The 13924-nt window shown below is 64.2% G+C and carries 13 protein-coding genes; 6 read left to right on the forward strand and 7 right to left on the reverse strand.

Features of this window, described 5'->3' with window-relative positions; translation table 11 throughout:
• Window positions 1-114: 114 nt before the first annotated feature.
• From I6F09_RS26600 to I6F09_RS26610, 3 genes are read right to left on the reverse strand one after another with little or no spacing between them, the layout of a single operon-like run.
• On the reverse strand, window positions 115-705 hold the full coding sequence (locus tag I6F09_RS26600; protein WP_225189439.1) for a Smr/MutS family protein: 591 nt from the start codon (window positions 703-705) through the stop codon (window positions 115-117).
• Window positions 702-2237, reverse strand: coding sequence for an MltA domain-containing protein (locus tag I6F09_RS26605; protein ID WP_225189440.1), 1536 nt, complete (start codon window positions 2235-2237; stop codon window positions 702-704). The genes I6F09_RS26600 and I6F09_RS26605 overlap by 4 nt, the downstream gene beginning before the upstream one ends.
• Window positions 2215-2922, reverse strand: a complete 708-nt coding sequence (locus tag I6F09_RS26610; RefSeq protein WP_036003134.1) for a Tim44/TimA family putative adaptor protein — start codon at window positions 2920-2922, stop codon at window positions 2215-2217. The genes I6F09_RS26605 and I6F09_RS26610 overlap by 23 nt, the downstream gene beginning before the upstream one ends.
• 397 nt (window positions 2923-3319) lie before the next feature.
• On the opposite strand from I6F09_RS26610, the gene secB reads away from it, so the two are divergent.
• Entirely contained in the window at window positions 3320-3808 is a 489-nt protein-coding gene (secB, locus tag I6F09_RS26615; RefSeq protein ID WP_036003132.1) for a protein-export chaperone SecB, read from the forward strand.
• Here the strand turns inward: secB and dnaQ are convergent.
• The 4 genes from dnaQ to I6F09_RS26635 are packed head-to-tail and all read right to left on the reverse strand — an operon-like array spanning window position 3799 to window position 6637.
• Window positions 3799-4521 (reverse strand): DNA polymerase III subunit epsilon, encoded by a 723-nt coding sequence (dnaQ, locus tag I6F09_RS26620; protein ID WP_036024295.1) that lies wholly within the window; start codon window positions 4519-4521, stop codon window positions 3799-3801. The genes secB and dnaQ overlap by 10 nt on opposite strands.
• 29 nt (window positions 4522-4550) lie before the next feature.
• On the reverse strand, window positions 4551-5150 hold the full coding sequence (coaE, locus tag I6F09_RS26625; protein ID WP_036024292.1) for a dephospho-CoA kinase: 600 nt from the start codon (window positions 5148-5150) through the stop codon (window positions 4551-4553).
• 23 nt (window positions 5151-5173) lie between these two features.
• Window positions 5174-5782 carry a Maf family nucleotide pyrophosphatase gene (locus I6F09_RS26630; RefSeq protein WP_225189441.1) on the reverse strand — a complete coding sequence of 203 codons (609 nt, stop codon included), beginning with the start codon at window positions 5780-5782 and terminating at the stop codon, window positions 5174-5176.
• A gap of 9 nt (window positions 5783-5791) precedes the next feature.
• A complete protein-coding gene (locus I6F09_RS26635; RefSeq protein WP_036003121.1) occupies window positions 5792-6637 on the reverse strand; it encodes a pyruvate, water dikinase regulatory protein in 846 nt (281 codons plus the stop codon).
• Window positions 6638-7098: 461 nt separating this feature from the next.
• Between I6F09_RS26635 and hemJ the strand changes: the two genes are divergently transcribed.
• The 5 genes from hemJ to rsmG all read left to right on the forward strand — a co-directional run bounded on the left by hemJ (window position 7099) and on the right by rsmG (window position 13919).
• Window positions 7099-7533, forward strand: coding sequence for a protoporphyrinogen oxidase HemJ (gene hemJ / locus I6F09_RS26640; RefSeq protein WP_225113153.1), 435 nt, complete (start codon window positions 7099-7101; stop codon window positions 7531-7533).
• Window positions 7534-7788: 255 nt separating this feature from the next.
• Window positions 7789-9054 carry a transcription termination factor Rho gene (gene rho / locus I6F09_RS26645; protein ID WP_008133567.1) on the forward strand — a complete coding sequence of 422 codons (1266 nt, stop codon included), beginning with the start codon at window positions 7789-7791 and terminating at the stop codon, window positions 9052-9054.
• Between the two features lie 300 nt (window positions 9055-9354).
• The gene (gene mnmE / locus I6F09_RS26650) at window positions 9355-10710 is read left to right on the forward strand and encodes a tRNA uridine-5-carboxymethylaminomethyl(34) synthesis GTPase MnmE (RefSeq protein WP_225189442.1); all 1356 of its coding nucleotides are present in this window, start codon (window positions 9355-9357) and stop codon (window positions 10708-10710) included.
• A 531-nt stretch (window positions 10711-11241) separates the two neighbouring features.
• Entirely contained in the window at window positions 11242-13122 is a 1881-nt protein-coding gene (gene mnmG / locus I6F09_RS26655; protein WP_225189443.1) for a tRNA uridine-5-carboxymethylaminomethyl(34) synthesis enzyme MnmG, read from the forward strand.
• A gap of 191 nt (window positions 13123-13313) precedes the next feature.
• Window positions 13314-13919 carry a 16S rRNA (guanine(527)-N(7))-methyltransferase RsmG gene (gene rsmG / locus I6F09_RS26660; protein WP_225189473.1) on the forward strand — a complete coding sequence of 202 codons (606 nt, stop codon included), beginning with the start codon at window positions 13314-13316 and terminating at the stop codon, window positions 13917-13919.
• The last annotated feature ends 5 nt before the right edge of the window (window positions 13920-13924 follow it).

Genomic DNA, 13924 nt, shown 5'->3' on the forward strand with positions numbered 1-13924 from the left:
GGGTGTCTCCGCAGAGCGATTCCCCAAGAGGAAAGAGCCCTCACCCGCCGCGCTTCGCGCGCCGGCCTCTCCCGCAAGCGGGAGAGGCAAGGGAAGCCGCATGCGCCGAGACTGCTACCCTCTCGCCCGCCTGATCCGCACATACAGCGCCCCCTCGCCGCCGTGGCCGATCGCGGCTTCCTCGAAGCCGACGACGAAGGCGCGGAATTCCGGCAGGCTGAGCCATTCCGGCACTTGGCGGCGGAGCACGCCGCTTTCGCCGCCACTGCGTCCCTTGCCGGTGATGACGAGCACGAAGGTGAGGCCGTCCTGATGGGCGCGGTGCAGGAAGCCGGCCAGTGCGCGATGGGCGCGCATCTGGGTCATGCCGTGCAGGTCGAGCCGCGCCTCGATCTCGCTGCGGCCGCGCGACAGCTTGGTCCGCTCGCGCTTGCCGAGCGGCGCTAGCGGCGGAATCGACGGCTTTGCAGCGCGCGGCGCCGGTGCAGCGGCAACCGGCCTTGACGGTGGCGAAGTCCTCGTCACCTGGGACCCGGGCGAAGATTCGGCGCGCGGGATAGCATGCGCCTTGGCCGCGCGATGCTTTCGCAGCGGCTTGACATGCTTTGCGACGAGATCCCACAGCTCGCGCTCCTCCTCGCTCAGCGCGCGACGGCGCGGCGCGGGGCGAGGCTCCAGCACGGGCGGACGGGACGATCGCTTCATTGCGGGCGATGAGGACGATTCTTTGCCGGACGGCGCGGCTCAGGGGCAGGCTCGATCGCGGGACGCGGCACCGGCAGCGGAACCGGGCCGGCGACGGCAATCGTTTCGGTCTTGCCTTGCGCCGCCGCGGCGACGGGCGTGCCGGTCTTTGCCGGATCGGTCTGCGGAAACAGCTTTGCGATCTTCTCGGCGGGCCTTGGGTCCGGGATCGGCAGCTTCGCGGCGCGCGGGGCGGGATCGAGGCTCTTCGGCACCAGCATCACGAATTGCATGGGGTGGCGCAGCCGGCCGGAGACACGGCCGGCATCCGTGCCGGCGCCGAAAAACAGATCGGCCCGTGCTGGCCCGATGATGGCAGAGCCGGTGTCCTGCGCGATCATCAGCCGGCGGAACGGCGTCTTGGCGCGTTCTGACTCGATCGGAAGCTCGCCCTCGATGAAGAACGGCGTGCCGTAGACATGCAGCGATTTGTCGACGGCGATGGAGCGCCCCGCGGTCAAGGGAATGCCTTGCGCGCCGACTGCCTCCTCCTTGTCGGAGAGGTTGACCTCGCGGAAGAAGATGTAGGCGCGGTTCGCGCGGCGCAGCTCCTTGGCGCCGTCGGGGTTCTGCGCCATCCACTCCCTGATCTTCTGCATCGACATCTCCTCTCTCGGGATGATGCCGCGCTCGATCAGGATGCGACCGACCGCCGTGTAGGGATAGCCGTTATAGGCGTCGTAATTGAGCCGGACCGAGCTGCCGTCGTCGAACTTGATGCGGGCCGAGCCCTGGATCTGCGCGAACAACAGATCGGTCGGATCCTTTAGCCAGGCGATCTCGAGCCCCCGGCCGGCGATCTTGCCGTCCTCGATCTCGCCGCGGTCGTAATAGGGCACCAGCTTGCGGCGGCCGATCTTGCGATAGACCGGGCCCTTGTTGGGCAGGCTGAGCGCATCCTGCTTGTAGCCGCGCACGAATAGATTCGAGGGACGGCGATAGACCGGCACGTTGTAGACGTCGGTCTGCGTTCGCGATCCCTCCAGCACCGGCTCGTAATAGCCGGTGACGAAGCCTTCGGGCTCGCCGAGCCGCGAGATCCGCAGCGGCGTGAAATTCTCCTCGAAGAAGGTCTTCGCTTTGCCGTCGTCGGCGAGATCGAGCGTTTTAGCGACGCGGCAGGGCTCACCCAGCGATGTGCCCAAAGCTTTGGGCTCGGCCTTGGCTTCGCCGTTCTGCGCATTGATCGGCTTGCAGCTGGCGCGAAAGGTCTTGTACGCGGCGAGATGATTGTCGTCGCCCCAGCCCTTCACGTCCGCCCAGGCCAGCGGCAGATATTGCGCGCCGGGAATTTCGAAGGGCAGGGTGAGCTGCGGATAGGGCAAGGCTCGTGGCGGAGCGGCAGGCGTTCGCGGCAGATGGTGGTGGTGGCTGCGATGGTGACGCCGCGCCGCCTCGGCGCCGAGCGAAAACGACGACAGCGCGACGGCAGCTGCGCAAAGCGCCGTCGCGCCGTTCTTCAGGAAGATCTTAATTCGCGCTTCCGGTGCCAACCAGCTTCCAGTTCGGATCGCGAGAGGAGGTGTCGCGGGCGAAAGTCCAGATATCGGTGATATCGGCGACCGTGTCGGCGCTGCCGTCGACGATGTTGCCGGCCTTGTCGCGGGTGGCCGAGATCATCTGCGAGACGAAGCGCACGGTGAGCTGCGCACTGCGATCGCGCAACTCGGCGCCGACGAGCTCGGCCTTGTCGATCGACACGAAGCGCGTCTCGGTCTTCTGCTCGTTCTTCTCGCGTTCCTTGATCGCAGCGTCGAAGCTTTCATAGACGTCCGACGACAACAGATCGCGCAGCGCGCGGCGGTCGCCATTGGCAAAAGCCAGCACGATCATCTCGTAGGCGCCGCGCGCACCCGAGAGGAAATGGCGCGGGTCGAAGCTGGAATCCTTCTCGACGATGGCATCGAGACCCTGCGCCAGCGGCGTGCCCGGCTCGGTCAGCCCCTTCCAGCGATCGGACGGCGCGGTCGGCTCGGCCGTCGGCGCCAGCGGGGCCTGGTCGATCACCTTCCCCGGCATGGTCACGACGTTGTTGTCCTGGGCGCCTCCGAGCGCGTTGCGGGCGGCGGTGCGATCGAACGGCGGCCGCTCGTTGCCGGTGCGCTGCCCCAGCACGCTACGCAGCCGCAAGAAGATGAAGACGGCCAGCGCCAGGAATATGATGGTGTAGATGTCCACGTCGTATTCGCTTTCTGGTCTTTGCAGGGCTCGTTGCCGGGAAAATCAATCCGGCCAGTAGACCGTTCCTTACGGAAACGGCAAGTCTACATCACCATTTTGGGTCCACGTCAGGTCCGTGGGATGTAGGCACGAAATCTGGCCCGGCCAATGGCGCCTTTTGGCACAGCGCCAAGTGTAGCGCGTTTTATGCTTAAGGGGAAACCCGATCCTGCCTGGAAATGGCGCATCTTCAATCGTTTAAGGCGAAATTTCGCGGAAAAGGCAGGAGGAACGTCAAAGCCGCGATTGCGGCCCGAATTCCCGGTCCGGGACCGTTCGTCCTTGTGGAACGAGCCGGCCCTATGTTAGCCAACCGCCGCGAAATTCAGCCCCAATCGGGTAAGGAGACACTTTCATGACCAACGGTAACGGTACCCCTCCCGAGGCGGCCCAGGCTCCCCAGCTCAACGTGCTGGCGCAATACACCAAGGACCTCTCGTTCGAAAATCCCAACGCGCCGAGCTCGCTGCAGCCACAGAGCCAGCCGCCGCAGATCAACATCCAGATCAACGTCAACGCCAACAATCTCAGTGAACAGGAATTCGAGGTGACGTTGTCGGTCGAGGGCAAGGCCGAGACCGCCGGTAAAGTGATGTTCTCGTTCGAGCTCGCCTATGCCGGCGTGTTCCGGATCGTCAACGTGCCCAAGGAGAACCTGCACCCGCTGGTCATGATCGAGTGCCCGCGCCTGTTGTTCCCGTTCGCACGCGAGATCATTGCGACGGCGGTGCGCGATGGCGGGTTCCCGCCGCTGATGCTGGATCCGGTCGACTTCGTCGGTCTCTACCGCCAGAACATGGAGCGGCAAATGGCCGCTCAGGGCGGACAGGCCGGTCAGGCCTGAGCCGCCGCCAGCGCGACTGGAGCGGGCAGGTACTCGTTCCAGATCGCCTTGTCGCCGAGCGTTGCGATGAAGGCCCGATGAGCCTCGCGCTCGGCTTCGGAAATCCGCGGCGCGAGCGGCACCGGGCGTTGCCGCCGCGGCGCGTCGCCGGCGCTATTGACCCTGATCTCCTCGGCGTCCGAGGCCAGCAGCAGCTGCGACTGCCGCGCTCCGACCAGATCGACATAGACCTCGGCGAGCAGCTCGGCGTCCAGCAGCGCGCCGTGCTTGGTACGGTGTGAATTGTCGATCGAATAGCGCGAGCAGAGATCGTCGAGCCGGTTGGACACGCCGGGATGCTTGCGACGCGCCAGCAGCAGCGTATCGACCAGGCGCTCGCGCGGGATCGCGGCGCGCTTGATGCGGTCGAGCTCGGCGTTGATGAAGCCGATGTCGAACGAGGCGTTGTGGATCACCAGCGGGGCGTCGCCGATGAAGGCGAGAAAGTCGTCGGCGACCTCGTGGAACAACGGCTTGGTCGCCAGGAATTCGGACGACAATCCGTGTACCGCGAACGCTTCCGCCGGCATGTCCCGCTCGGGGTTGATGTAGACGTGATACGTCTGTCCGGTCGGCATGCGGTTGAAGATCTCGACGCAGCCGATCTCGACCAACCGATCGCCGCGCAGCGGATCGAGGCCGGTGGTTTCGGTGTCGAGGACGATTTCGCGCATGTCTCTTGGAAGCCGTGTGAGGCGGCGAATCAGGTCCGCCGCTGCGGCATCTTAACGACCTCGGCCAGGATGTGCGCGATTTGGGCCCGCACGGGGTCAAGTCCGTGTGAGGTATCCACCACGAAATCGGCCCGCTTGCGCTTCTCGGCATCCGGCATCTGCTTGGCGATGATGGCATCGAGCTTGGCCTCGTCCATCGTGCCGCGCGCCAGCACCCGCTGGCGCTGCAGCTCGGGCGAGGTCGAGACCACGACCACGGCATCGACCCGCTTCTCGCCGCCGGTCTCGAACAGCAGCGGGATGTCCAGCACCACGACCGGCGCCTTGGCGGCCTCGGCGTCGGCAAAGAATTTCTGCCGGGACGCGCCGAGCATGGGATGAACGATCTGCTCGAGCTGCTTGATCGCGGCGGGATCGTGCACGACACGCGCCGACAGCTTTTGCCGGTCGACCTTGCCATTCGCGGTGGTGCCGGGGAAGGCGGCCTCGATCGCGGGAGCGGCCTCGCCCTCATAGAGCTGATGCACGGCGGCATCGGCGTCGTAGACGGGGACGCCGGCCTCCGCGAACAATGTCGCGGTGGTGGATTTGCCCATCCCGATCGAGCCGGTCAGTCCGAGAATTCGCATCAGCACCCAGCCTTCTCTCGCATCTACACCGCAATTAGCTGCTCGCTGCGCAGATACGCAAGCAGCGGCAGCAGCGGCAGGCCGAGAATGGTGAAATGGTCGCCCTCGATGCGCTCGAACAGATGGATGCCGAGGCCCTCGAGCTGATAGGCGCCGACGCTTCTGGTCACAGCGTCGCCCGCGGCGTCGAGATAGGCCGAAAGCTCGGCTTCGCTCATTCCCCGCATGGTCATGCGCGCCACGGAAACGTCCTCGAAGAGAATCCTGCCATCCTGCGCCACGGCGACGGCTGAGTTCAGCTCGTGCGTCTGACCGGCGAGATCGCGCAATTGCACCAGCGCCTGGGCGCGCCCAGCCGGCTTGTTAAACAGACGGCCCCCGAGCGCCAGCGTCTGGTCGGCGCCGATCACATAATGTCCGGGATAGCAGGCAGAAACAGCCTTGGCCTTTTCGCGGGCCAACAGCAGGGCGATCTCGCGCGGGTTGGAGAGCTTTGACGCGGCCTGGATGCCACGCTCGTCGATATCAGCGGTGACGGCTTCGAATTCGAGCCCGGCATTGGCCAGCAGCATTTTGCGCGCGCTGCTTTGCGAGGCCAGGATCAACGGACTTTTGCCGCGCCACAGACTCATCGGCGACACTTACTCGGACGGCCGGTTGCGCTGGCGATCGCTATACAGCTTCATGATCGCCGCCGCGGTTTCCTCGATGGAGCGGCGCGTGACGTCCAGCAGCGGCCAGTCATGCTTGGCGCTCAGCTTGCGCGCGAACGCGACCTCCTCCGTGACCGACTGCTTGTCGGTGTAGGTATCGCTACCGCTGCTGGACTCGGCGCCCATGGACAGCAGGCGGTTCTGCCGGATCTGAATCAGGCGTTCCGGCGTCGCGTGCAGGCTGACCACCAGCGGCCGCGTCAGCGTCTCCAATTGCGGGGGCACCGGAATGCCCGGCACCAGCGGCACGTTGGCGGTGCGAATGCCGCGATTGGCGAGATAGATCGATGTCGGCGTCTTCGATGTCCGGGACACCCCGACCAGTACCACGTCGGCCTCGTCGAGACCTTCGACATGCTGACCGTCGTCATGGATCATCGTGTAGTTCAAGGCATCGATGCGCTTGAAATATTCCGCGTTGAGCACGTGCTGGGCGCCGACACGGCCGGTGGTCGCTGCTCCGAGATAGGCCTCGAACAGCTGCATCACCGGCCCGATGATCGACAGGCTCGGAACATTTATCTGCTTGCACTTGTCCTCGAGTCTGGCGACCAGATCCTTCTCGAGCAGCGTGAACAGCACGATCCCTGGCGCTTCCTCGATCTCATCAAGCACGCGGTCGAGCTGCTTCTGGCTGCGCACCAGCGGATAGACGTGCTCGACCGGCGTCACGTTGGCGTATTGGGCCGCGACCGCGCGCGCCACGGTGATGAGCGTCTCACCCGTGGAGTCCGAGACCAGGTGGAGATGGAAATAATTGTTCGAGGTCGGCACAAAAACCCTTTGAATTTCGTTGGGGTGGTTTGTGGATTTCTGTGGAGCTTAACCTCTCGGAAAGGGATGTGCGACACCAGGGGCGGGACAAGGCGTGATTTTCTTCACACCGCTGCCGGTCAGGACAAATCCGACGCCTCGCCGAGAGGGAAGCGGGATTGCGCGGACAAGTCCCTTGATAAGCTGCCGATACAATCGCGCAAGCCTTTGAAGCCGGCTGACTTATCGGAAGTCGACAAAGGCTGTCCGGAATATGTGGATGGATGTGAACAAGCGCGCGTGAACGCGCGGACGGAATTGCGTGAGTCCAATCCACGGTCACATAGACTCAAACCTTAAGAATCTAAGATTCTAGATTTGAGGAAGGCGCTACGGAGGGATATGTGTGCGGGGTAAGACCTTAACGGGTTCTTACTATCCCCAGCGTTCCCCGCGCTGGGCAGCAAGCCGGACCCCCGAAAATGTTCGAAGACGTCTATCTCTGGATCAAGGCGCTGCACGTGATCGCCGTCATCTCCTGGATGGCCGGCATGCTCTACCTGCCGCGGCTGTTCGTCTATCACTGCGAGGCCGAAATCGGCTCGAAGCAGTCGGAGACGTTCAAGGTGATGGAACGCCGGCTGCTCAAGGCGATCATCAACCCCGCGATGATGGTCACCTGGCTCGCCGGGCTCTATCTCGCCTGGTCCGGGCATTGGTTCTCGTTCGGCTGGCTGCACGTCAAACTGGCACTGGTCCTGGCGCTCTCGGCGGTCCACGGCTTTTTTTCCCGCTGGGTCAAGGATTTTGCCGCCGATAAGCGCCCGCGAAGTCAGAAATTCTATCGCATAATCAACGAGGTGCCGACCGTCCTGATGATTTTCATCGTCATCATGGTGATCGTGAAGCCGTTCTAGGCAGACCGCGCGGCGATTAGCTCAGCGCTTCGGCTTGCGGAGCGCCAGGCGATTTTCTATATTATCGATATCCCACCCAACGCAGGCGGATGTGGTTGTGTCCGAGCCTTCCAGAGGCCGGACCCCGCATCAGGATTGAAGCCTCACCGGCGTTCACCTTGCCAGACCTGCGGACCTTACCTGCACCTGCTCGCGTCCGCATTTCAGAGCCTCCTCGCACCCCCTCTTTTCAGGTTACCCCACAGGACCACCCCAATGCGGGAAATCAAACTCGAAGACCTCAAGTCCAAAACGCCGGCCGAGCTCGTCTCGTTCGCGGAGGAGAATGGGGTCGAGAATGCCAGCACCATGCGCAAGCAGGAGCTGCTGTTCGCCATCCTCAAGCAGCTGGCGCTCGCCGAGACCGATATTGTCGGCCAGGGCGTCGTCGAAGTTCTCTCCGACGGCTTCGGCTTTCTCCGCTCGCCCGACGCGAATTATCTGCCGGGCCCCGACGACATCTACGTGTCGCCCTCGCAGATCCGCCGTTTCGGCCTGCGCACCGGCGACACCATCGAAGGTCACATCCGCAGTCCGAAAGAGGGCGAGCGCTACTTCGCGCTGCTGAAGGTCAACACGCTCAATTTCGAGGATCCGGAAAAGGCCAAGCACAAGGTCAATTTCGACAACCTCACGCCGCTGTTTCCGAATCAGCGTTTCCGCATGGAGATCGACGATCCCACGCGGAAAGACCTGTCTGCACGCGTGATCGACATCGTCGCGCCCATCGGCAAGGGCCAGCGCGCCTTGATCGTGGCACCGCCGCGTACCGGTAAAACCGTGCTGATGCAGAACATCGCGCATTCGATCACGCACAATCACCCCGAATGCTATTTGATCGTGCTCTTGATCGACGAGCGTCCGGAAGAAGTCACGGACATGCAGCGCTCGGTGAAGGGCGAGGTCGTGTCCTCGACCTTCGACGAGCCGGCGGTGCGCCACGTTCAGGTCGCCGAGATGGTGATCGAGAAGGCAAAACGCCTGGTCGAGCACGGCCGCGACGTCGTGATCCTGCTCGATTCGATCACGCGCCTCGGCCGCGCCTACAACACCGTGGTGCCGTCATCCGGCAAGGTGCTGACTGGCGGTGTCGACGCCAACGCGCTGCAGCGTCCGAAGCGCTTCTTCGGCGCGGCCCGCAACATCGAAGAGGGCGGCTCGCTGACCATCATCGCGACCGCGCTGGTCGATACCGGCAGCCGCATGGACGAAGTCATCTTCGAAGAGTTCAAGGGCACCGGTAACTCCGAACTGATCCTGGACCGCAAGGTCTCGGACAAGCGCACCTTCCCGGCGATCGATATCTCGCGCTCCGGCACCCGCAAGGAGGAGCTCATCACCGATCCGCAGGTGCTCAAGAAGATGTACGTGCTCCGCCGCATCCTCAATCCGATGGGGACGATGGACGCGATCGACTTCCTGCTCGACAAGCTGCGCTCGACCAAGAGCAATTCGGAGTTCTTCGACTCCATGAATACCTGAGTGCACTGCAATAAAGACTTCCGGGCGCCTTCGGGCGCCCTTTTTGTTGCGGTTTTGCTGCAGCGAAGGTGCAGCATGAGCGGCAGCCGCTATTCCGTATCTCCTTAAGCTGTTGATATCGAAAAATAATGCTTGAGATTTTGGTCGGCCTCTCCTCCTGCGATCAGGCAAGCTGCCGCAAAAAGCCGCGGTTATGTTGCAATGCAATATTGGATTTGCTGCAGAATCCGGTGCAGCAAAACCCAGTTGGCTCGCGAGAACGGACGTTTGCGTTTTCGGCCGCAGCCGGACAAATAGGCTATGCATCCGCGAGACCAGACCATTTTCGCGCTGTCATCCGGGCGGGCGCCCAGCGCGATCGCCGTGGTCCGCGTCTCCGGCTCGCAAGCCGGCGCGGCGCTGACCGCGCTTGCGGGCCGGCTGCCGGCGCCGCGACAGGCGAGCCGTCGGCTGCTCCGGGACGGCGCGGGCCAGCCGATCGACGATGCGGTCGTGCTCTGGTTTCCAGGACCGGCCAGCGCCACCGGCGAGGATGTTGCCGAGTTTCACGTTCATGGCGGCCGGGCGGTGCTGGCGGCGCTCTTCGCTGCAATTTCCGATATCCCGAATACGCGTGCGGCCGACCCCGGCGAGTTCACGCGCCGCGCCTTCGAAAATGGCAAGCTCGACCTGACCGAGGCCGAGGGGCTCGACGACCTCATTCACGCCGACACCGACCGCCAGCGCCGCCAAGCGCTGCGCCAATTGCAGGGCCTGCTTGGCGACCGCGCGCGCGACTGGCGCGAGCGCATCATCGAGGCCTCCGCGCTGATCGAGGCCGGCATCGATTTTTCCGATGAAGGCGACGTGCCGGCGGAGCTGCGGGCGCCGGCGGTGAAAGCGATCAGAGCGCTTCACGACGAAATCACGAAAGTGCTTGCGGCACAGGGGCATTCTGAACGGCTGCGCGAGGGCCTTGTCGTTGCCATCGCCGGCGAGCCGAATGTCGGCAAGTCGACGCTGATCAACCAGCTCGCGCGCCGCGAGGTCGCGATCGTCTCGCCGCATGCCGGCACGACGCGCGACGTCATCGAGGTGCAGCTCGATCTCGACGGCTATCCCGTCACGGTCATCGACACCGCTGGCATCCGCGAGACCGACGATCCGGTCGAGCAGGAAGGCGTGCGCCGCGCCCGCGCGCGCGCCGAGGACGCCGACCTGGTGCTGTGGCTGGTGGAGGGTGGACAAGCCGTCGATCCGGATACAATGCGCTCGCGCTGGACATTGGCGGACGGTGCTGTTCCGTCCGGCGGCTCGGTCTGGATCGTGCGCAACAAGATTGATCTCGGCAGGGTCGGAGCAGCCAGGCCGAGCGAGTTCGGGATCTCGGCAAGCCGGGGCGACGGCATGCCTGAGCTGGTCGAAGCGCTGGTGAAATTCGCTTCGGAGTTCTTCGGAACCACCGAGGGCGCCATGGTGACCCGGGCGCGCCAGCGCGAATTGTTGAGCCGGGCCTCAGCCAGCTTGCGCCGGAGTCTGGACCTTGTAGAACACGGTGAGGAGCTCGCGGCCGAAGAGCTGCGGGCGGCCTCCTATGCCTTGGGCCGGCTCTTGGGCCGGGTAGACGTCGAGGACGTCCTTGGGGCCATCTTCCAGAAGTTCTGCATCGGAAAGTAGCGCTAGTTCTTCATTGTAGAACTAGCGCTGGTTCCATTTCTTCTGTTTCACGTGAAACGGGGATTCCGGTTCCGCACGGTGGTTTCTGGTCGTTTCACGTGAAACAGCGCCGGGGGCCCGTGTCGGTCGGCCGTTCCGATCTACAGAGAGAGCGCCGAGGCGACGGCCGTGCTTCGAGTCTGGTCATTGCGAGGAGCCCTTGCGACGAAGCAATCCAGACTGTCTCCGCCGCGAGACTCTGGATTGCTTCGCTGCGCTCGCAACGACGGAGTATGACGCGGTTGCCCCGCGTTCGACTGGCAGCTCCGCCAAAGAGACAATGGGACGTATCGGGGGTTGTGTTCGATGGTCGTGGAATTAGGCCCCGTTCCGTTTCACGTGAAACGCGATGTGGCTCAATGCCCCTCCTACTGTGCATGGGGTTGTTTTCGCGAAAGTGCTGCCGCCCTGGGCCCGCGCTTGTTTCACGTGAAACACGGCCCCCAGAGTTTCTACTTCCGGCTTTCTCGCCGCTAAGCTAGAAGTCCGTCCATGCGAACAGAGCGAGAGAGCTTCGACGTCATCGTCATCGGCGGCGGTCACGCCGGCTGTGAGGCCGCGGCTGCGTCTGCCCGGATGGGTGCGACGACCGCTCTGGTAACGCACCGTTTCTCGACCGTTGGCGCGATGTCCTGCAATCCCGCCATCGGCGGGCTCGGCAAAGGGCATCTGGTCCGCGAGGTCGATGCGCTCGACGGCCTGATGGGCCGCGTGGGCGATGCCGGCGGCATTCAGTTTCGCGTTCTCAATCGTCGGAAAGGTCCGGCCGTCCGCGGTCCGCGGGCCCAGGCCGACCGCAAGCTCTACGCGGCGGCGATGCAGGCCGCGATCCGCCAGACCGAAGGTCTTTCCGTCATCGAGGGCGAAGCCGACGGGCTGGTCGTAGTCGATGGCCGGGTGACCGGGCTTCGCCTGGCCGACGGCCGGGAGCTGCGGGCAGGGGCCGTTGTCGTGACCACCGGCACCTTCCTCCGCGGTCTCATCCATCTCGGCGAGAAGAACTGGCCCGCCGGACGCGTCGGCGAGGCGCCTGCGATGGGCCTTTCCAGCTCCTTCGAGCGCGCCGGCTTCACTCTTGGACGTCTCAAGACCGGGACGCCGCCGCGTCTCGACGGCACTACCATCGACTGGTCCGCAGTCGAGATGCAGCCCGGCGACGAGCCGCCGGAGCCGTTCTCGGTGATGACCGAGCGGATCACGACGCCGCAGATCCAGTGCGGGATCACCCGGACCACGGTCGCGACCCATGAGGTGATCCGGGCCAATGTCCATCGCTCTCCGATGTACTCCGGCCAGATCAAGAGCTCCGGTCCACGCTATTGCCCCTCGATCGAGGACAAGATCGTCCGCTTCGGCGACCGCGACGGTCACCAGATCTTTCTGGAGCCGGAAGGGCTCGACGACACGACCGTCTATCCCAACGGCATCTCGACCTCGCTCCCCGAAGAGGTCCAGCTCGCGATCCTCGCCAGCATCCCCGGCCTGGAGCGGGTGAGGATGGTCCGTCCCGGCTACGCCATCGAATACGACCACATCGATCCCCGCGAGCTCGATCCGACCCTCCAGACCAAGCGTCTGCGCGGTCTCTTCCTGGCCGGGCAGATCAATGGCACCACCGGATATGAGGAAGCCGCCGGGCAGGGCATTGTCGCCGGCCTGAATGCCGCGCTCTCCGCCAGCGGTGCCGCGCTCACAGTGTTCGACCGTGCCGACGGCTATCTCGGTGTGATGATCGACGACCTCGTCACCCGCGGGATCAGCGAGCCCTATCGCATGTTCACCTCCAGGGCAGAGTACCGGCTGACCCTGCGGGCCGACAATGCCGACCAGCGTCTGACCGAGAAAGGGATCGCTCTGGGATGTGTCGGCAGCGCCCGGATCAGGCATCATCGCGCCAAGATGGACGCCCTGAACGCTGCCCGGACGTTGTCGAAGTCCCTGACCATCACCCCGAACGAAGCCATCAAGCACGGGCTGTCGCTGAACCGGGACGGCCAACGCCGCTCGGCGTTCGAGCTGATGGCCTATCCGGAGATCGGCTGGAGCCAGGTCCGCGCGATCTGGCCTGAGCTGTCGGCCATCGATCCCGTCATCGCGACCCATCTCGAGATCGACGCCAAGTACGACGTCTACCTGGAGCGCCAGAGCGCCGACGTCGAAGCCTTCCGGCGCGACGAGGGTATGGTGCTGGCGGATGTCGATTACCAGCTCGTGCCCGGTCTCTCCAATGAAGTGCGCGCCAAGCTGGAGAAGGCACGACCGTTCACCGTCGGCCAGGCCGGCCGGATCGACGGGATGACGCCGGCGGCGCTCGGCATTCTCGCGGCCTATCTCCGCCGCGAGGCACGGAAGACTTCCAAAGCAATCGCATAAAGCCAATCGCATAGGCGTTTCACGTGAAACAGCGCGGATCGGGCGGAGATCGACCGCCATCGCGAAGACCCGGAGCGGGTGAGGGCGCCGGGCAGCGAAGTGAACCTGGAGTGGCCAGCCCGAAGATCAGCAAGGCCGCGGCCAACGACAAGGTGCTCGATTCGATCATCGCCGCTGACAAGACCGCCGCTATGAAGCTCGCTCCCGTTTCACGTGAAACCGAGGAGCGGCTTGATCGCTACATCGCGCTACTCCGGGAGTGGCAGGCCAAGACCAATCTCGTCGCGCCATCGACTTTGCCAAACCTCTGGACCCGGCACATCGCTGACTCGCTCCAGCTCGTCGATCTCGCACCGGCTGCAAAACGGTGGGCTGATCTCGGGAGCGGCGGCGGATTTCCCGGCGTCGTGCTCGCCTGCGCCATGGCCGGCACGTCTGGCGCGAGCGTCCATCTGGTCGAGCGAATCGCCAAGAAGGCCGCTTTTTTGCGCGAAGCGATCCGCGTCACCACATCTCCGGGAGTCGTACATCTCGCTGAGATCGGGGATAATGTGGATAGAATCACCGGCCCCGTCGATTGCGTCACCGCGCGTGCGCTGGCTCCGCTACATCAACTCATCGGCTTTGCGGAGCCGCTGATGCGCCAGGGCGCAAAAGCGTTGTTTCTCAAGGGTCAAGATGTAGAGGCTGAATTGACCGAAGCCGCTAAATATTGGAATATTCGGCCGCAGCTCCACCAAAGCCGCACGGGCGACGGCTGGATCGTGGAGCTCGATGCCGCCGAACGGCGCAGCTGAGGCGT

The organism is Bradyrhizobium sp. IC3195 (assembly GCF_020193585.1).
GTDB lineage: Bacteria > Pseudomonadota > Alphaproteobacteria > Rhizobiales > Xanthobacteraceae > Bradyrhizobium > Bradyrhizobium yuanmingense.